Source organism: Bradyrhizobium sp. LA6.8 (genome assembly GCF_040547935.1).
GTDB lineage: Bacteria > Pseudomonadota > Alphaproteobacteria > Rhizobiales > Xanthobacteraceae > Bradyrhizobium > Bradyrhizobium barranii.
This window is the reverse complement of the sequence record NZ_JBEPQQ010000010.1, coordinates 18114-36704: the sequence shown is the minus strand read 5'-3', so window position 1 is coordinate 36704 and position 18591 is coordinate 18114. Positions and strand designations below refer to the sequence as shown.

Below are 18591 nucleotides of genomic sequence, written 5' to 3'. Positions count from 1 at the left end.
GCGCGGGCCTGCCCAAAGTGGTGTAAGGCGCGCGATTTCCCTTTCCTCTCGCAGGTTGTGTGCAAGCTATGGCCAAAGCCGCCTCGAAGCCCAATAAAACTCCAGCGAAAACGCCAGCGAAATCAAAGTCCTCCGCCGCGGCGAAAGCCGCGCCGGCGGCTCGCAAGGCGCTCGCCAAAAGCGCCCCGAAGCCGGTTGCCAAGGCGGCTGTAAAGCCGGCTGCGAAGCCCGCGGCGAAGGCTGCGACCAAGTCGGCTGCGCCGAAGGTTGCCGTGAAGCCTGCCCCCAAAAAGGCCGCGCCCGCCAAGGCGGCGCCAGCCGCGGGCAAGGCCGGCAAATGGGTGTTCACGTTCGGCGACGGCAAGGCCGAGGGCCGGACGGAGATGCGCGACCTGCTTGGCGGCAAGGGCGCCAACCTCGCCGAGATGGCCAATCTCGGCCTTCCCGTGCCTCCCGGCTTCACCCTCCCGACCTCGGTCTGCACCTACTTCTACGCACACGACAAATCCTATCCGAAGGAATTGCAGTCGCAGGTTGAGAAGGCGCTCGACCATGTCGGCAAGTTGACCGGCAAGGTGTTCGGTGACGTCAAAAACCCGCTGCTCGTCTCCGTGCGCTCCGGCGCGCGTGCCTCGATGCCGGGCATGATGGACACCGTGCTCAATCTCGGCCTCAACGACGAGACCGTGGAAGCGCTGTCGGAACTGTCGGGCGACCGTCGCTTCGCCTATGACAGCTATCGCCGCTTCATCACGATGTATTCGGATGTGGTGCTCGGCTTCGAGCATCATCACTTCGAGGAAATCCTCGACACCTTCAAGGACAGCCAGGGCTATACGCTCGACACGGACCTCAGCGCCGAGGACTGGGTCGGACTGGTCGGCAAGTACAAGGACGCGGTCGCGCGCGAGACCGGCAAGGATTTCCCGCAGGACCCGCACGACCAGCTCTGGGGCGCGATCGGCGCGGTGTTCTCATCCTGGATGAACGCGCGTGCGGTGACCTATCGCAGGCTGCACGACATTCCGGAATCCTGGGGCACCGCGGTCAACGTGCAGGCCATGGTGTTCGGCAACATGGGCGAGACGTCGGCGACCGGCGTCGCCTTCACCCGCAACCCCTCGACCGGCGAGAGCAAGCTCTACGGCGAGTTCCTGATCAACGCGCAGGGCGAGGACGTGGTGGCGGGCATCCGCACGCCGCAGGACATCACCGAGGAAGCGCGCAAGGAATCCGGTTCCGACAAGGCGTCGATGGAAGCGGCGATGCCGGAAGCCTTCAAGGAGCTGACGCGGATCTACACGCTGCTCGAGAAGCACTACCGCGACATGCAGGACATGGAGTTCACGGTCGAGCAGGGCAAGCTGTGGATGCTCCAGACCCGCGGCGGCAAGCGCACCGCCAAGGCGGCGCTGCGCATCGCGGTCGAGCTTGCCAATGAAGGGCTGATCTCGAAGAAGGAAGCGGTGACGCGGATCGATCCCGCCTCGCTCGACCAGCTGCTGCATCCGACCATCGATCCCGACGCCAAGCGCGACGTGATCGCGACCGGCCTGCCGGCCTCGCCCGGCGCGGCCTCCGGCGAGATCGTGTTCTCCTCGGACGAGGCGGCCAAGCTCCAGGCCGACGGGCGCAAGGTGATCCTGGTCCGCATCGAGACCAGCCCGGAAGACATCCACGGCATGCACGCCGCCGAAGGCATCCTGACCACCCGCGGCGGCATGACCTCGCACGCGGCGGTGGTCGCGCGCGGCATGGGCAAGCCCTGCGTCTCCGGCTGCGGCACCATCCGCGTCGATTACGGCCGCGGCACCATGAGCATCGGCTCCCGCACCTTCAAGACCGGCGACGTCATCACCATCGACGGCTCGCTCGGCCAGGTGCTCGCCGGCCGCATGCCGATGATCGAGCCGGAGCTGTCCGGCGAGTTCGGCACGCTGATGAAATGGGCCGACCAGGTCCGCAAGATCGGCGTGCGCGTCAACGGTGACACGCCGGAGGACGCGCGCACCGCGATCAAGTTCGGCGCGGAAGGCATCGGCCTCTGCCGCACCGAGCACATGTTCTTCGAGGAGACGCGCATCCGCACGGTGCGCGAGATGATTCTCTCCGAGGACGAGCAGTCGCGCCGCGCTGCGCTGGCCAAGCTGTTGCCGATGCAGCGCGCCGACTTCGTCGAGCTGTTCGAGATCATGAAGGGCCTGCCCGTCACGATCCGACTTCTGGATCCTCCCCTCCATGAATTCCTGCCGCACACCCATGCCGAGGTCGAGGAAGTGGCGCGCGCCATGAACACTGACCCGCGGCGCCTGGCCGACCGTGCGCGCGAGCTCTCGGAGTTCAATCCGATGCTCGGTTTCCGCGGCTGCCGCATCGCGATCGCCTATCCGGAGATCGCCGAGATGCAGGCGCGTGCGATCTTCGAAGCCGCAGTCGAGGCCGAGAAGCGCACCGGCAAGGCCGTCGGCCTCGAGGTGATGGTGCCGCTGATCGCAACCAAGGCGGAACTCGACCTCGTCAAGGCGCGCATCGATGCCACCGCGAAAGCCGTGATGCGCGACACCAACACCAAGATCGCCTACCAGGTCGGCACCATGATCGAGCTGCCGCGCGCCTGCCTGCTCGCGGCCGAGATCGCCGAGAGCGCGGAGTTCTTCTCGTTCGGCACCAACGACCTCACGCAGACCACCTACGGCATCAGCCGCGACGACGCGGCGAGCTTCCTCGGAACCTACGTGTCCAAGGGCATCCTCCCGGTCGATCCCTTCGTCGCGCTCGACCAGGAAGGCGTCGGCGAGCTCGTCAAGATCGGCGTCGCGCGCGGCCGCAAGACGCGCCCGAAGCTCAAGGTCGGCATCTGCGGCGAGCACGGCGGCGATCCCGCCTCCGTCGCCTTCTGCCACGACATCGGCCTCGACTACGTCTCCTGCTCGCCCTACCGCGTGCCGATCGCCCGCCTCGCGGCGGCGCAGGCGGCGCTCGGCAAGGCGATCGCGAGCCAGGCGTAAGCGCGGCGTTGAAGTGCTGAAAGCGAAGAGGCGGGGCTAGGCCCCGCCTCTTTCATTTGAGGCGACACTCCACCCACACTTCATTGCGAGCGCCCCACACTCACTGTCATCGCCCGGCTTGACCGGGCGATCCAGTATTCCGAGACAACGGTGATTGAATCGAGAAGCCACGGCGTACTGGATGCCCCGCTTTCGCTGGGCATGACAGCTGTGGTGTGGAGGGGCTTTGCGAAAACGCTAACGATGAGAACTCGTCGCACGTCCCGTAATGGCACGCCTGCGCAAGAGTTCCTTCACCATTCGCGTTGACCGAATGTTTACCGCTTTACGAGAGGCGGCGTTTACCAACGTGCATCATTGCCCGTGAAAACACCTGCAATCGCTTGAGTGTGCCGCACGCGCAACGCCGATTAACGCCCCGGCAACCTAAATTGGATATTGACGATAAAGATCGAATTGTACGGACGTACTGCGGTTCGATTTTTCTGGCGTAAGCGTAGCGTGAGCGTGTCGATGTCAGTGTTGCGTAACCATCCGAAGGGCGCGCGGTTCGCGTCCTTCGGAATCGGTCTCTGCATCTTCGCATTGATGCCGAGAGAGACCGGCTATCAGGATATCGCGTCTTTGCTGGCGCGCCAGCCCGGCGTCGCCGAACGCTGGCAGAAGCAGGTGTTTTCCGCCGCGTCCTCGATCCAGCTCGCCACCTACAGCTTTTCCCGTCCGATCGGCACTTCGCTTCCGCAAAGCGCGATGGTTCGCCTGGCGAGCCTCGATGGTCGCGACGTCACCGGCGCGATCGGCCGCAATCCTGCGCTTCAGGCGCCGCCGCGCTACCAGGCTGCCGATTTTCCCAAGGTCGATCGCTCCATGAAGGGCGATCGTCTCGCGAGCGTCACGCCCACGCAGGCTCCCGAGACGACCGCACCATCGGCCGCGCCGGCACAGCAAGATCCAGCGACATCAAACAGCTCGGTGTTCGGCGCCAAGACCGCCGCGTTGCCGCAAATCATGTCGCCGGAGTCCGCGGCGGCGCTCGATCCCGAGCTTCAGGAAGCGCTGCGTGCGCCGCCGCTGCCGCAATATGCCAATCCGCCACAAGCCAGTGACGCAGCGCACGCGTTCGCGGTCCAGCCGCTCGAGGCGCTGAAGCAGGCGACCCTTCCGGATGCAGCGCCGCGCGATCCCTTCCGCGTCAAGACCTCGAACCTGTTTTTCGGCAGCTCCTCGCTCGGCGGCAATCTCGAGAGCATCGAGAGCTGGCAGCCCGGCGCCGAGCCGCTGATCGTGATGCCCGACCCTGACATGAAGGTGACGGCCGCGCTGTCGCCGCCGTCGGCCGAGATCGCCAGGGACATCGAAAGCGGCGAGAGCGTCGCGCCGAAGGGCGAGGTCAATGCCGACAACCAGCGCGCCAGATCGCCGGCGGAGCGGCTCGCGCTCGACGGCAAGTCGCGCGCAAAGGCCGAGAAGTGTCTCGCCGAAGCCGTCTATTTCGAATCGCGCGGCGAGGCCGTGCGTGGCCAGATGGCTGTTGCGCAAGTCGTGATGAACCGCGTCTTCTCCGGCAAATATCCGGACACCGTGTGCGGCGCGGTCTATCAGAACAAGCACCGCCATTTGGCGTGTCAGTTCACCTTCGCCTGCGACAACAATGCCGACGTCATCCGCGAGCCCGAGATGTGGGAGCGCGCGAAAAAGATCTCGGAGGCGATGCTCGACGGCCAGATCTGGCTGCCCGAGGTGGGCAAGTCCACGCACTACCACGCCTATTGGGTGCGTCCGTCCTGGGTCGCCGAGATGAAGAAGATGTACAAGACCGGCGTCCACACCTTCTATCGCCCGCGCGCCTGGGGCGACGGCAGCGAAGAACCGAGCTGGGGCACGCCGGCCCAGACCGCCGCGCTGTCCGCCGAGCTCGCCCAGGAAGCCAAGAGCTCCGCCGAGATGGGTGTGAGCGAGCGAAGGTAGACTGCCTTAATTCTCGGTGCTTGCGGCCCATCCTTCGAGACGCCCGCCGTGGGCGGGCTCCTCAGGATGAGGTCTTGCTCCGCGGCGAAATCTTGGACCCTCATGGTGAGGAGCGCCGCTTGCGGCGCGTCTCAAACCACGAGGCCGAGGTGGCTCGCCGCTCACGCCTCGATATCCAGCGCGCAGTCGAAATTCGGCGCCGAATGCGTCAACGCGCCGGATGAGGCGTAGTCGACGCCGGTCGCCGCGATTGCCGCGATCGAGTCCAGCGTGACGCCGCCGGATGCCTCCAGCTTGAGGCGCCCCTCGTTGAGCCTGACAGCCTCGCGCAGCGTCGCAAGGTCCATGTTGTCGAGCAGCACGGCATCGGCGAGCCCGGTGCCGAGCACCTCGCGGAGTTGCGCGAGCGTATCGACCTCGATCTCGATCTTGACGAGATGACCGGCATGCGCGCGGGCGCGCTCCAGAACCGGGCGGATGCCGCCGGCGACCGCGATGTGGTTGTCCTTGATCAGGATCGCATCGTCGAGCCCGAAGCGGTGGTTGAAGCCGCCGCCGCAGCGCACGGCGTATTTCTCCAGCGCCCGGAGCCCCGGCGTGGTCTTGCGCGTGCAGCAGATGCGCATTGTCGTGCCTTCGGTCCGCGCGACGTAGTCGGCAGTGAGCGTCGCGACACCCGACAGCCGGCCGATGAAATTCAGCGCGGTCCGCTCGGCCGTGAGGATGGCGCGCGCCGGGCCCGTGATCGTCAGCACGTGCTGGCCGCGGGCAACCCGTGCGGCGTCGCGGACATGCGCGCGCACGTCGATGTCGGGCGAGAGCTTTTGCAGCGTCGCCAGCGCCAGCGGCAAGCCGGCGATCACGCCGGACTGGCGCGCGACCAGGATGGCCTGCGCCTTGGTCGCCTCCGGGATCGTTGCAAGCGAGGTGATGTCGCCGGCGCGGCCGAGATCCTCGTCGAGCGCGCGATGCACTGCCTCGTCGATCGCAAGCGGCGACAGGAAGGCGTCGGGATAAAGCAGTGACGTCGGGGTGATCATGGGGGACTCCATCAGGCGATCATCGGTCGGGCGGTGCGTGGCAGCGGACGCTCGCTCAGGCTCTCGGCGATCTCACGTGCCTCCGTGAGCGTCGTCATCGTTCTCTTTGCCAGCGTCGGGACATCCGCCGGATGGTCGGAGCGGAAATGCGCGCCGCGGCTCTCGCGCCGCCTCCAGGCTGACGCAGCGACGAGCAGGGCTGACGCCGCCATGTTGCGGAGCGCGATGCTTGCGGGGCCGCGTTCGACTGCGGCGAAGCTGCGCACGGCCTCCGCAAGCCCGTCACTGTTGCGGATCACGCCGACATGCGCGCTCATCATCGTTCGCAACCGCTTCACGTCGGCAGCGTCCGGCGTGCCGCCGCGCGACGTCACCAACGCATCGGGAAGGCGGGCAGGTGAGGGGATCGCGCAGCCGGCGATGTCGTCGGCGATGCGGGCGGCGTAGACCACGGCCTCCAGCAGCGAATTCGACGCCAGCCGGTTGGCGCCATGCGCGCCGGTGGAGGACACTTCGCCGCCGGCCCAGACCCCGTCGATCGAGCTGCGGCCGCGCTCGTCCACCGCGATGCCGCCCATATGGTAGTGCGCCGCCGGCGCGATCGGGATGGCCTGCGTGGCGGGATCGATGCCGGCCGCGATGCAGCTTGCATGGACGGTCGGAAATTTATCGGCGAAGCGCGTGCCGAGCGCCTGCCGGGCATCGAGGAAGGCACCGCGCCCGGCCGCGATCTCGGCGAACACGCCGCGCGCCACGATGTCGCGCGGCGCGAGCTCTGCGAGCGGATGGAGCGTCGTCATGAAACGTTCGCCATCGCCGTTGATCAGCGTCGCCCCTTCGCCGCGCAGCGCCTCCGTTGCCAGCGGCGCCGGATCGCGGCCGACCATGATGGCGGTAGGGTGGAACTGCACGAATTCAGGGTCGGCGATCACGGCGCCGGCGCGTGCGGCGACCGCAAGGCCGGAGCCGCTGGCTTCTAGCGGGTTGGTGGTGACGGCATAGAGATGGCCGAGGCCACCGGTCGCCAGCACCACCGCGCGAGAGGCAAGCAGGAGCGGACTTGCAGCGGGATTGCCGGCCTCGCGCAATTGAAGGCCGGTGATCGCGCCGTCCTCGGTCAACAGCGCTTCGGCGACGAGACCTTCCATCAGTCGGATCGACGGCGTGCGGCGCACGGCCTCGCTCAGCGCCGCAATGATCGCGGCTCCGGCCCCGTCGCCGCGCACATGCACGATGCGCCGCGCCGAATGCGCGGCCTCGCGGCCGACCGCGAGCTGGCCTTCGAGGTCGCGGTCGAACGGCACGCCATAGGCGAGCAGGTCATGGATTCGTGGCGCGGCCTCGCGCGCGATCCCGAGTGCGACCGCCTCGTCGACAAGACCGCCGCCGACGGCGATGGTGTCAGCGGCGTGCGCCTCCGGGCTATCGCCTTCAGCCACGGCCGCTGCGATGCCGCCTTGCGCCCATGCGGACGACGCGCCCTGTCCGAGCGGGGCGGCCGAGATCAGCGTTACCGGCCGCGGCGCGAGCTTCAGTGCACAAAAGAGTCCGGCGAGGCCACCGCCGACGATGACGATGTCATCGGTGCTGCGGGTGAGATTGTGGATGTTGTCTTGCATGCTTCACTCTCAATTCTTCAGATTGATCATCCGCTCGACCGAGCGCCGCGCGCGTTCCGCGAGCGCGGGATCGATCGTGACCTGCTCGCCAAGCGTGAGCAGGCTGTCCAGAATGTTGGCGAGCGTGATGCGCTTCATGTGCGGGCAGAGATTGCAGGGGCGGAGCATCTCCACATCAGGCAGCTCGGCGCGGACATTGTCGGCCATCGAGCATTCCGTGATCATGACGAGCCGCCGCGGCCGCCGCTCGCGCACCCAGTTGATCATGTGCGCGGTCGAGCCGGTGAAGTCGGCTTCCGCCAGCACATCAGGCGGACATTCGGGATGCGCGATGATCTGCACCGACGGGTCGGCCTCGCGATAGGCGCGCAGCTCCTCGCCGGTAAAGCGCTCGTGCACCTCGCAGGCACCCTTCCAGGCGATGATCTTCACGTCGGTCTTCGAGGCCACATACGTCGCGAGATAGCGATCGGGCAGGAAGATCACGGTCGGTGCGTTCAGGCTCTCGACCACTTGCACCGCGTTCGACGAGGTGCAGCAGATGTCGACCTCGGCCTTCACCTCTGCGGAGGTGTTGACATAGGCGACGACAGGCACGCCGGGAAATTTTTCGCGGAGCAGGCGAACGTCCGCGCCCGTGATGCTGTCCGCGAGCGAGCAGCCAGCGCGCGCGTCCGGGATCAATACCATCTTGTCCGGGTTGAGCAGCTTTGATGTCTCCGCCATGAAGTGCACGCCGCATTGCACGATGATGTCGGCCTTCACCTTGGTCGCTTCGACCGCGAGCTGCAGCGAGTCGCCGCCGATGTCGGCGACGCAATGAAAGATCTCCGGCGCCTGATAGTTGTGCGCGAGGATGACCGCGCCGCGGGCCTGCTTCAGCTCGTTGATCGCCTTGATCGTCGGCGCCATCAGCGGCCACTCGATCGGGGGGATCACGTGCTTCACGCGCTCATAGAGCGGTGCAGTGGCCCGCTCGACGTCCGCAGTCCATTCCAGTGAGGGCTTCGGCAGCGCGGGGCCGGTTCGCGCTGCTATGGCGCGCGGAGGAGCGGGGACTTGGCCCTTCGGCCGGTTGGCAAAGTCGTCGGGGCCGTAAATTCCAGTGATGGGCATCGAAGCCTCCCGTGAATGCTAATTATGCTCCATGTGAGTATATATAGGGTCTGAGAAATCCGGCCGAGAGGGCCGGTGGGTTTCGCTAGAGCTCACATATACTCAATCTGAGTAAATCAAAGATAACACGTGCCCGAGCAGGCCGCTAGCCCCAGCCGCACACATTCCCGTCAAATCGCGCCCGACGGGTCGGGGAGCGCCGCGATGAAACGCAATGCTCCGGCGGCGGCCCTTCGTGGAACGCAATCATTTTTCACTTGGGATCTTCATGCATCTGCATTAAACGCGTGACTCGCGGTTGCCTATTCCGGATCCGCCAGCGACTGATGAGGAACCCATGTCCACTCAAGCGGGCGAGCTCGGTCCGGTCTCGCGTTCCTCCTCCTGGCGCACCCCGGCGATCATCATTCTCTGCGGCTGTGCCATCGGCATGCTTGGCTTCGGCCCGCGCTCGGCGCTCGGCTTCTTCGTGCAGCCGATGAGCCATGAGTTCGCCTGGGGCCGCGACGTGTTTGGCCTCGCCATCGCCTTTCAGAATTTGCTGTGGGGATTGGGCCAGCCGATTGCCGGCGCGGTCGCCGATCGCTTCGGCCTGTTCCGGGTGATGTGCGTCGGCGCGCTGCTCTATGCCGGCGGCCTTCTTTTGATGCGCTATTCCTCGACGCCGCTGTCGCTGAACATCGGCGCAGGTGTCATGGTCGGCTTCGGTCTCGCCGGCTGCTCTTTCAATCTGGTGCTGTCGGCCTTCACCAAGCTGTTGCCGGCCGAGAAGCGCGGGCTTGCACTCGGCGCCGGCACCGCGGCGGGTTCGTTCGGGCAGTTCCTGTTCGCCCCGATCGGCGTCGCGCTGATCGACAATTTCGGCTGGCAGCAGGCGCTCACCGTGTTCGGCTTCCTGATGCTGCTGATCATCCCGCTGTCGCTGGCACTCTCGACGCCGCCGGTCGCAACCACGGCCAATGCGACGCCAGCGGATGAGCAGACCTTCACGAAAGCGCTCGCCGAAGCCTTCGGCCATCGTTCCTATGTGCTGCTGGTGCTCGGCTTCTTCACCTGCGGCTTCCAACTCGCCTTCATCACCGTGCATCTGCCGGCGTTCCTGGTCGATCGCGGCATCTCGACGCAAACCGGCGGCTGGGTGATCGCGGCGATCGGCCTGTTCAACATCATGGGATCGCTGAGCGTCGGCTATCTCCAGAACTCGCTGCCGAAGCGCTACATCCTCTCCGCGATCTATTTCACGCGCGCGCTTGCGACGCTCGCCTTCATCTCGTTCCCGATCACGCCGTTCTCGGCGATCGCATTCGGTGCGGTCTCCGGTCTGACCTGGCTGTCGACGGTGCCGCCGACCTCGGCGCTGGTGGCGCTGATGTTCGGCACGCGCTGGCTCGCCACGCTCTACGGCTTCGCCTTCGTCAGCCATCAGGTCGGCGGCTTCCTCGGCGTCTGGCTCGGCGGCATCGTGTTCGAAAAGTTCGGTTCCTATACGCCGATCTGGTGGCTCTCGATCCTGTTCGGCGTGCTGTCCGCGCTGATCAATCTTCCGATCGTCGAGAAACCGGTTCAGCGAGCGGTTGCGCAGCCTGCCTGATCGGCTAAACATCCCCTGAAACAAGTCCAGGGAGTTCAGTCGTGGCCACATTCAAGGCGATCCGGATCGACAAGGCGGACAAGGGCACCACCGCCGCACTCACGCAGTTCGACGACGCCGAACTGATGGACGGTGATGTCACGGTCCGCGTGGAATGGTCGACGCTGAACTACAAGGATGGCCTCGCGCTCACCGGCAAGGCGCCGGTGGTGCGCCGCTTCCCGATGATCGCCGGCATCGATTTCGCCGGCACGGTTGAAACCTCCTCCCATCCGCAATGGAAGGCGGGCGACAAGGTCGTCTGCACCGGCTGGGGCATGGGCGAGACCCATCTCGGCGCCTATGCCGAGAAGGCGCGGGTCAAGGGCGACTGGCTGGTCGCCTTGCCGCAGGGCCTGTCGGCGCGTGACGCCATGGCGATCGGCACCGCCGGCTTCACCGCGATGCTGTCGGTGCTGGCGCTGGAGAAGCACGGCCTGTCGCCGAAGAGCGGCCCTGTGGTGGTGACGGGCGCGGCCGGCGGCGTCGGCTCGGTCGCCACCGCCGTGCTCTCGAAGCTCGGTTATCACGTCATCGCCTCGACCGGCCGCGCCTCGGAAGCCGACTATTTGAAAGAGATCGGTGCGGCCGAGATCATCGACCGCAATGAATTGTCGGCGGCGGCCAAGCCCCTCGCCAAGGAGCGCTGGGCGGGCGGCGTCGACAGCGTCGGCTCGACCACGCTCGCGAATCTCCTGTCGATGACCAAGTATGGCGGCGCGATCGCGGCGTGCGGTCTGGCGGCCGGCATGGACCTGCCGTCTTCTGTCGCACCCTTCATTTTGCGCGGGGTGTGCCTTCTCGGCATCGATTCCGTGATGTGCCCGATCGAGCCGCGGAAAGCCGCCTGGCAGCGTCTGGCCTCGGATCTGGATCGGACAAAACTATCTGAAATTACTCATGAAATTCCGCTCGAAGAAGTTTCGGAATGGGGCGCGAAAATACTCGCCGGCCAGGTCCGCGGCCGCATCGTGGTAAAAATTGTCTAACGGCGTTCAGACTTTACCAACCAAGCTGCTTCAATGTTGCCTTGGTTAGTATGGTAAGCAGCGGGTAAAGAGATAAGGCATCGCCCGCGCTGGGGTTGGTTCGGAGTTGAGCATGCTTGCGCGTATTGTGTTGGGGGCTGTCACGGCGGCAGCGACGTTTGCGCCGGCCATTGCAGGAAGCATGAACGCCGACGAGGCGCGCCGCTTCGTTGCCGGTAAGGTGTTCGCCTTCACCTGTTTCGACGGCACCCGCGGCGCAGGCCGCATCCTGGACGATCTCGGCGCCGCCGGCGCGGTGCAGTTCTCGGGCGCAGGCCCGGTGAAGCATCTCCGCCTGCCCGGCAACACGCTCCAGATCCGCGGGCAGAACGTCTGCGCCTCGATCAAGGGCATTCCGTTCGAGCCCTGCTTCAACCTGGATAAGACCGACGATCGCAGCTTCCGCGGCTCGGTGTCGGGCATGGGCTTCGCCTATTGCGACTTCCACCACCAGGGCGGCAATCAGATGCTGATGGCCCGCGCCGTGGCGCGTCCGCGTTCGCTGCGCTCTTCGGAGCGCACCGGTTCGGTCGCTGCGTCCAACACTGAAGTCGCCGCGCGCGTCGAGACGCCGCGTGTCGAGAGCAGCCGGCTCGAGCCGGTGAAGTCCGAAGCCAAATCGGAGCCCGCCAGGAACGACGCTCCGCTGGAATTGCGCCGCTCGACCCAGTGAGCTGGCTGCGCGGGACCGCCCGCGCATTTTGTCGTTGAAAATATTCGTCGGTCACCAAGCCGCCGCGCCGTAGTCATACGGACGGCGGCTTTCATGCCTTGGTAGCGACTCGCGTCCCAGTTTGCCCAGGGCCGGGGGGTGCAAGGGTACTACGATGTCGCTGTATTTCTTTCGCATCAGCACCGGTCGTTATTCCGGCGCCGCCGACCAGCCGTACGAGTTCGAGGATCGCGCCGCTGCTTGGGCCGAGATGAGCGAGGTCTGCGCCAACCTGCTCGGCAGCATCGCGCGCAACCTGAAGCCGAACGCGAAGTGGAGCATGGAGCTGCTCGACGAGAACAAGAAGCCGGTCTTCCGCGTCAGCCTGGTCGGTGAGACCGTGTGCTGATGACCGCGAACGGGCAACCGTTAACGGACGCCAGCGCGTGCAAATCCGCGAGTTCCATTTCATTGCACGTGAAAAGTGTGCAACTGCAGTAGTTTAAGCACGATTTCAGTATTTCTACCCAGGCTGCCGCGGCTACCCTTAACGTTAATGAGTAACCTCGCGGTTAGCCTTCCCGGACTGTTCACGCGCGTCGGCGCGGCAATGCGTATCCGGGGATTATGTCGATGATGTTCATTCAGAACCTGCGAATTGGCACCAAGCTCGCTGTGACCTCGGCACTCACCATCGCGCTCGTCGCGCTGATGATCGTCCTCCAGATGAACGGCGACGCTGCGGTTCAGAAGCTCAGCAATGGGGCATCGGGGCAGCAGTCGATCGCGCAAAGCGCCGCGGAAGCCAAAGCGTCGGTCCGCGGGATGCAGATCGGCATTCGTGACATCCTGAGCTCCACGTCGCCGGCCGAGTTGCAGAAGGCCGTCACCTATTTCAACGATCGGCAGACCGCGGCCCTGAAATTCGCGGACGAGATGGCGAAGCTGTCGCGCTCGCCGGAGAATCACAAGCGGATCGACCGCCTGGTCGTGTTGGTCGGCAATTTCAGCAAGGGGCAACAGCAGATCGAAGCGATCCGCAAGCAGGAGCTCGCCCTGAGCGCGAAGAAGGACGGCGAGGCGGCAGCACCGCTCGCAAAGCTCGTGGCCGAGGTCGACCGCATCCGCAAGGAGATGCTGGCGCCGATCAACGAAGAGATATCGGAGCTGACCAACGAGATCATCAACTTTGCCAAGCAGAAGAGTGCCGAAGCCCGCACCGAAGCCGAAGCTGAGGCCGCGTCCGTTGCGCGGACCTCGTTCGTCGCCGGCGTGCTGGTCGCGCTGGTTCTGATCGGGGCGTGCATCTTCTCCGTCTTCAGCATTGCGCGGCCCATGCGCGCATTGACGGCGGCGATGGAGAAGCTCGCCGGCGGCGATTTCTCTGTGGTGCTGCCGGGCCTCGGCCGCAAGGACGAGGTCGGCGAAGTCGCCGGTGCCGTCGAGAAATTCAAGATCGTGTCCGAACAGAAGGCGCGGGAGGACGCGGAAGCCAAGTCGCGGCAGGATCAGCTCGCGGCCGAGCAGCGCAAGTCCGAGATGCGCAGGCTCGCCGACAGCTTCGAAGGCGCCGTCGGCGAGATCGTCGGTACGGTGTCGTCGGCTTCCACGGAGCTTGAAGCATCCGCCACCACGCTCACCTCGACCGCGGAGCGCACGCAGCAGCTCACCACCGTGGTCGCGGCGGCCTCCGAAGAGGCCTCCACCAACGTGCAGTCGGTGGCGTCGGCAACGGAGGAGCTGTCGTCGTCGATCACCGAGATCAGCCGTCAGGTGCAGGAATCTGCGCGCGTCGCCAGCGAGGCGGTCGGCCAGGCCCGCACCACGACCGACCGTGTCAGCGAGTTGTCGAAGGCGGCGACGCGGATCGGCGACGTCGTGGAGCTGATCAACACCATCGCCGGCCAGACCAATCTGCTGGCGCTCAATGCCACGATCGAGGCCGCGCGCGCCGGCGAAGCGGGCCGCGGTTTTGCCGTGGTCGCCTCCGAAGTCAAGGCGCTTGCCGAGCAGACCGCGAAGGCGACCGGTGAGATCGGCCAGCAGATCGCCAGCATTCAGGCCGCGACCGAGCATTCGGTCGGCGCCATCAGGGACATCAGCGACACCATCGAGAAGCTGTCGGAGATCTCCTCGGCGATCGCGGCTGCGGTCGAAGAGCAGGGCGCCGCGACGCAGGAGATCTCGCGCAACGTGCAGCAGGCGGCGGAAGGCACCCATCAAGTGTCGTCCAACATCACCGACGTGCAGCGCGGCGCGAGCGAGACCGGCTCGGCGTCCTCGCAGGTGTTGGCGGCGGCGCAGTCGCTGTCCGGCGACAGCAATCGCCTCAAGCTCGAGGTCGGCAAGTTCCTGGGTACCGTTCGCGCGGCCTGACCAAAACCGCAGGGAGAGCCTTGCTCCCTGCGCAACTCTCGGAACGCAAGAGCGGCGTCGATCGCGGTGAAAACTCCGTGTTTCTACGGCAAACGTGGTTAAGGGAAGCGGAATGGTTTTGGACGAAGTTCATGGGAATTCAGCCGCTTGAGCGGCAACGTCCATGAAGGATTCCAGTCATGCATTTTCTCGGCCGCTTCCGCATCCTGAGCAAGATCCTCGGGATCGTCCTCCTGCTGTGCGGGATCGGCGCCGCGATCGCCTGGATCGGCGTCTCCGCCCTCAGCGATCTCAGCGAAAAGGCCGACGTGATGTCGACCGCGGCCAAGCGGGCCCTGCTCGCCGCGCGCGCCAACCAGAACGTCATCGCGCTGAACCGCGCTGAATTCCGCAGTGCGCTTGATCCGCGTGACGACAATCGCCTCGCCGCGCGTGATGTCATCAACGCCCAGCTCAAGCAGTATCAGGAGCGTTTCGACGAGGTCAGCCAGACCCCGGACGAGAAGGCCAAGACGCTGCTCCCGGGCGTGCGCGAGGCGTTCTCGGCTTACAAGAGCCAGATGGACACGACGCTCGCGGCCGTCGATGCTGAGAAGTCGGCGAAGCTCAGCGACAGCGCAGACAAGCTGCGCGACATCGCGATGAAGAGCAGGACCGCTGCGGAGAACCTTCAAGGCAAGATCCGCGAACTCGCCGATCGGCTGAATACGCGCGTCGAGGAGAAGAGCAAGGAAGCGCGCGAGCGGTATGAATCGACGTCACGCTTCCTGATCATCCTCGCAGGCCTCGGTGTCATCATCGGCGGCGCGTTGGGCTTCATCATCGGTCAGTACGGCATCGCGCGGCCGATCCGCATGATCGTCGGTGTGCTCCAGGAGCTTGCCTCCGGCCGCTATCAGGTCGAGATCGCCGGCCTTGACCGCAAGGACGAAGTCGGCGAAGTCGCCAAGACCGCGGAAGTGTTCCGGGAGAACGGCCTTGCCAAGATCCGGATGGAAGCCGAGCAGAAGGAGATGGAGCAGCGCAGCGCGGCGCAGCGTCGCCAGGACATGCTCCGGCTTGCCGACCAGTTTGAAACCGCCGTCGGCGAGGTGATCGAGACCGTGAGCTCGGCCTCGACCGAGCTCGAGGCTTCCGCGACGACGCTGACCTCGACCGCGGAGCACGCGCAGCAGCTTGCGACCGTGGTCGCTTCGGCCTCGGAGGAAGCCTCCACCAACGTGCAGTCGGTGGCCTCGGCGACCGAGGAGTTGTCGTCCTCGATCACCGAGATCAGCCGCCAGGTGCAGGAATCCGCGCGCGTGGCGAGCGAAGCCGTCGGCCAGGCCCGCACCACCACCGAACGTGTCAGCGAGCTGTCGAAGGCGGCGACGCGGATCGGCGACGTCGTGGAGCTGATCAACACCATCGCCGGCCAGACCAACCTGCTGGCGCTCAACGCCACGATCGAGGCTGCGCGTGCAGGCGAAGCGGGCCGCGGATTTGCCGTGGTCGCTTCCGAAGTGAAGGCGCTTGCCGAGCAGACCGCGAAGGCCACCGGCGAGATCGGCCAGCAGATTTCCGGCATCCAGTCTGCTACCCAGGAATCGGTCGGCGCCATCAAGGACATCAGCGACACCATCGAACGGCTGTCGGAGATCTCTTCGGCGATCGCGGCGGCGGTGGAGGAGCAGGGCGCGGCGACGCAGGAAATCTCCCGCAACGTGCAGCAGGCGGCGGAAGGCACCCATCAAGTGTCGTCCAACATCACCGACGTCCAGCGCGGTGCGAGCGAGACCGGCTCGGCGTCGTCGCAGGTGCTTTCGGCTGCGCAGTCGCTGTCCGGCGACAGCAACCGCCTCAAGCTCGAGGTCGGGAAGTTCCTCACCACGGTGCGCGCCGCCTGAGGGCGGCCGTCCTCAGCCCATCGTCCGCCGATTGCAACCGCCGCGCGAGGCCGCGTGGCGGTTCGCATGCGTCCACAGCCGATGCCGCGGTGAGAAGGTCTGCACGGTTAACCTTCCGGAAAACCGATGCAGTCATGATCTCGCAATATTCGGGTGCCGAGTCGCCCTCCCTGTATTGCGTATCGAACGTATCGGAGCACATTCAATGAGCGGCTTCTCCATTCGCCTCACCCACAAGGTCATGGCGATCGGACTCTTCGGCCTTGTCGGTCTCGTCGTCTTCGGCGCGATCTACGAGATCGGCAGCCTCTCTCAGGACGCCTCCCGCACCGTTGCCAACCGCGCCCGCGCGATCGCTGACCTCAACAAGCAGCTCACGATCGAGATGCTGGAGGCGCGCCGCAACGAGAAGAATTTTCAGCAGCGCCGCAACGAAAGCTACGCCAAGGCCCATGCCGAGCTGATGGGACCGATCAACCGCGATTTCGACGAGGTCGAGCGGTTGATGGCGGCCGGCGGCATGAGCGCGCTGTCCGACAAGACCAGGCAGGCGCATGACGGCTTCAAACGTTATGCCGAGGATTTCAAGGCGCTCGTCGTGGCCGAGACCAGACTCGGGCTGAACGAGACGCTTGGCCTGTCCGGCTCGCTCCGCGCCGCCGTGCACGACATCGAGGTGAAGCTCAAGGAGATCGACGATCCCAGGACGACGAGCTGGATGCTGATGATGCGCCGGCACGAGAAGGACTTCATGCTGCGGCGCGACCCCAAATACATTGCCGAAGTGAAGAAGGCCGGGGTCGAATTCTCCAAGGCGATCGAGGTGGTCGCAGTCCCGACGGCGGTGATGAACGACATCACGGCCAAGCTCCAGAAATACCAGTCCGAGTTCGCGGCCTGGGCCGAGACCGCGCAGCAGAGCGCTGCGCTGGACGCCAGCATGATGAAGACGTTCCGCGAGCTCGAACCCTCCATGGTCGAGGTGCGGGCCGCCGTCGACGCCATGTACAGGCAGGCGGACGCCGCCGAGGCCGCAACGCGCGATGCCGTGCGCATGTGGATGATGATCGCTTTCGCCGTCACCGTCGTCGTGCTCGCCGTGGTCGGCTTCTTCCTCGGGCGCTCGATCTCGAAGGCGCTGTCCGGCATGGTCGGTGCGATGACGCGGCTGGCACGCGGCGAGCTTTCGATCTCCGTCCCCGGTGTCGGGCGCAAGGACGAGATCGGCGAGATGGCCGGCGCGGTCGAGGTGTTCAGGACCAACATGGCGGAGGCAGAGCGGCTGCGTGCGGAGCAGGCCGAGGCTGACGCGCGCGGGCGCGAACGGCGCAAGGCGGACATGCAGCGCCTCGCTGACGGGTTTGAAGGCGCAGTCGGCGAGATCATCGATACGGTGTCGTCGGCGGCAACCGAGCTCGAGGCGTCCTCCAACACGCTGACGCAGGCCGCCGAGCGCGGCAACGGGCTCGCCACGGCGGTGGCGGCGGCCTCGGAGGAGGCGTCCGCGAACGTGCAGTCGGTGTCGTCCGCGAGCGAGGAGATGACCACATCGATCTCGGAGATCAGCCGCCAGGTGCAGGAATCGGCCCGCGTCGCGGACGTCGCGGTGGAGCAGGCCCAGCGTACCAACGCGCGCGTCGCGGAGCTGAGCAAGGCGGCAGGCCGCATCGGCGACGTGGTAGAGCTGATCAACACCATCGCCAGCCAGACCAATCTGCTGGCGTTGAATGCGACGATCGAGGCGGCACGTGCGGGCGAGGCCGGCAAGGGCTTTGCGGTGGTCGCGACCGAAGTGAAGGCGCTCGCCGAGCAGACCGCGAAGGCCACCGGCGAGATCAGCCAGCACATCGGCGCGATCCAGACCGCGACGCAGGATTCGGTCGGCGCGATCAAGGAGATCGGCGACACCATCGCGCGGATGTCGGAAATTTCCTCGGCCATCGCCGCAGCGGTGGAGGAGCAGGGCGCCGCGACGCAGGAGATCTCCCGCAACATCCAGCATGCCGCGCACGGCACCTCGGAAGTCTCCGCCAATATCGGCAACGTCCAGCGCGGTGCAGGCGAGACCGGGGCTGCGTCGGCCCAGGTGCATTCAGCGGCGCAATCGCTGTCTCAGGAGAGCAACCGGCTGAAGAGCGAGGTCGCGCGCTTCCTGGAGTCGGTCCGGGCGGCCTGAGGTCGTCAGTTGCTCCGTTCGAGCCGCGCATCGCGGTGCGCCGGTGTGGCGTCGCGCGATGTCTGCTGCACTGCAACCAATAATTGCGGAAC

At 65.8% G+C, this 18591-nt stretch carries 12 protein-coding genes; 9 read left to right on the top strand and 3 right to left on the bottom strand.

The genetic code is table 11. The features are described 5' to 3' along the window. Positions 1-68: 68 nt before the first annotated feature. On the top strand, positions 69-3008 hold the full coding sequence (ppdK, locus tag ABIA90_RS36310) for a pyruvate, phosphate dikinase (RefSeq protein ID WP_354120971.1): 2940 nt from the start codon (positions 69-71) through the stop codon (positions 3006-3008). A 513-nt stretch (positions 3009-3521) separates the two neighbouring features. Then, positions 3522-4976 carry a cell wall hydrolase gene (locus ABIA90_RS36305; protein ID WP_354120970.1) on the top strand — a complete coding sequence of 485 codons (1455 nt, stop codon included), beginning with the start codon at positions 3522-3524 and terminating at the stop codon, positions 4974-4976. A 161-nt stretch (positions 4977-5137) separates the two neighbouring features. On the opposite strand, the gene nadC is transcribed toward ABIA90_RS36305, so the two are convergent. From nadC to nadA, 3 genes are read right to left on the bottom strand one after another with little or no spacing between them, the layout of a single operon-like run. Then, positions 5138-6016 carry a carboxylating nicotinate-nucleotide diphosphorylase gene (gene nadC, locus ABIA90_RS36300; RefSeq protein WP_354120969.1) on the bottom strand — a complete coding sequence of 293 codons (879 nt, stop codon included), beginning with the start codon at positions 6014-6016 and terminating at the stop codon, positions 5138-5140. Positions 6017-6027: 11 nt separating this feature from the next. Next, complete coding sequence (locus tag ABIA90_RS36295) at positions 6028-7635, bottom strand: L-aspartate oxidase (protein ID WP_354120968.1); 1608 nt, start codon at positions 7633-7635, stop codon at positions 6028-6030. A 9-nt stretch (positions 7636-7644) separates the two neighbouring features. Then, entirely contained in the window at positions 7645-8751 is a 1107-nt protein-coding gene (gene nadA, locus ABIA90_RS36290; RefSeq protein WP_354120967.1) for a quinolinate synthase NadA, read from the bottom strand. A gap of 337 nt (positions 8752-9088) precedes the next feature. Here nadA and ABIA90_RS36285 point away from each other — a divergent pair, with 337 nt between their 5' ends. The 7 genes from ABIA90_RS36285 (at position 9089) to ABIA90_RS36255 (ending at position 18499) form a co-directional block, all read left to right on the top strand. Beyond that, a complete protein-coding gene (locus tag ABIA90_RS36285) occupies positions 9089-10342 on the top strand; it encodes an MFS transporter (RefSeq protein WP_354120966.1) in 1254 nt (417 codons plus the stop codon). 41 nt (positions 10343-10383) lie between these two features. Then, a complete protein-coding gene (gene acuI, locus ABIA90_RS36280) occupies positions 10384-11370 on the top strand; it encodes an acrylyl-CoA reductase (NADPH) (RefSeq protein ID WP_071916123.1) in 987 nt (328 codons plus the stop codon). A 112-nt stretch (positions 11371-11482) separates the two neighbouring features. Continuing rightward, entirely contained in the window at positions 11483-12082 is a 600-nt protein-coding gene (locus ABIA90_RS36275; RefSeq protein ID WP_354120965.1) for a hypothetical protein, read from the top strand. 154 nt (positions 12083-12236) lie between these two features. Further along, the gene (locus ABIA90_RS36270) at positions 12237-12470 is read left to right on the top strand and encodes a DUF6894 family protein (RefSeq protein WP_028152150.1); all 234 of its coding nucleotides are present in this window, start codon (positions 12237-12239) and stop codon (positions 12468-12470) included. A gap of 224 nt (positions 12471-12694) precedes the next feature. After that, on the top strand, positions 12695-14437 hold the full coding sequence (locus tag ABIA90_RS36265; protein ID WP_354120964.1) for a methyl-accepting chemotaxis protein: 1743 nt from the start codon (positions 12695-12697) through the stop codon (positions 14435-14437). A 179-nt stretch (positions 14438-14616) separates the two neighbouring features. Next, the gene (locus ABIA90_RS36260) at positions 14617-16323 is read left to right on the top strand and encodes a methyl-accepting chemotaxis protein (RefSeq protein ID WP_354120963.1); all 1707 of its coding nucleotides are present in this window, start codon (positions 14617-14619) and stop codon (positions 16321-16323) included. Positions 16324-16528: 205 nt separating this feature from the next. Then, positions 16529-18499, top strand: coding sequence for a methyl-accepting chemotaxis protein (locus tag ABIA90_RS36255; protein WP_354120962.1), 1971 nt, complete (start codon positions 16529-16531; stop codon positions 18497-18499). Positions 18500-18591: the final 92 nt, after the last annotated feature.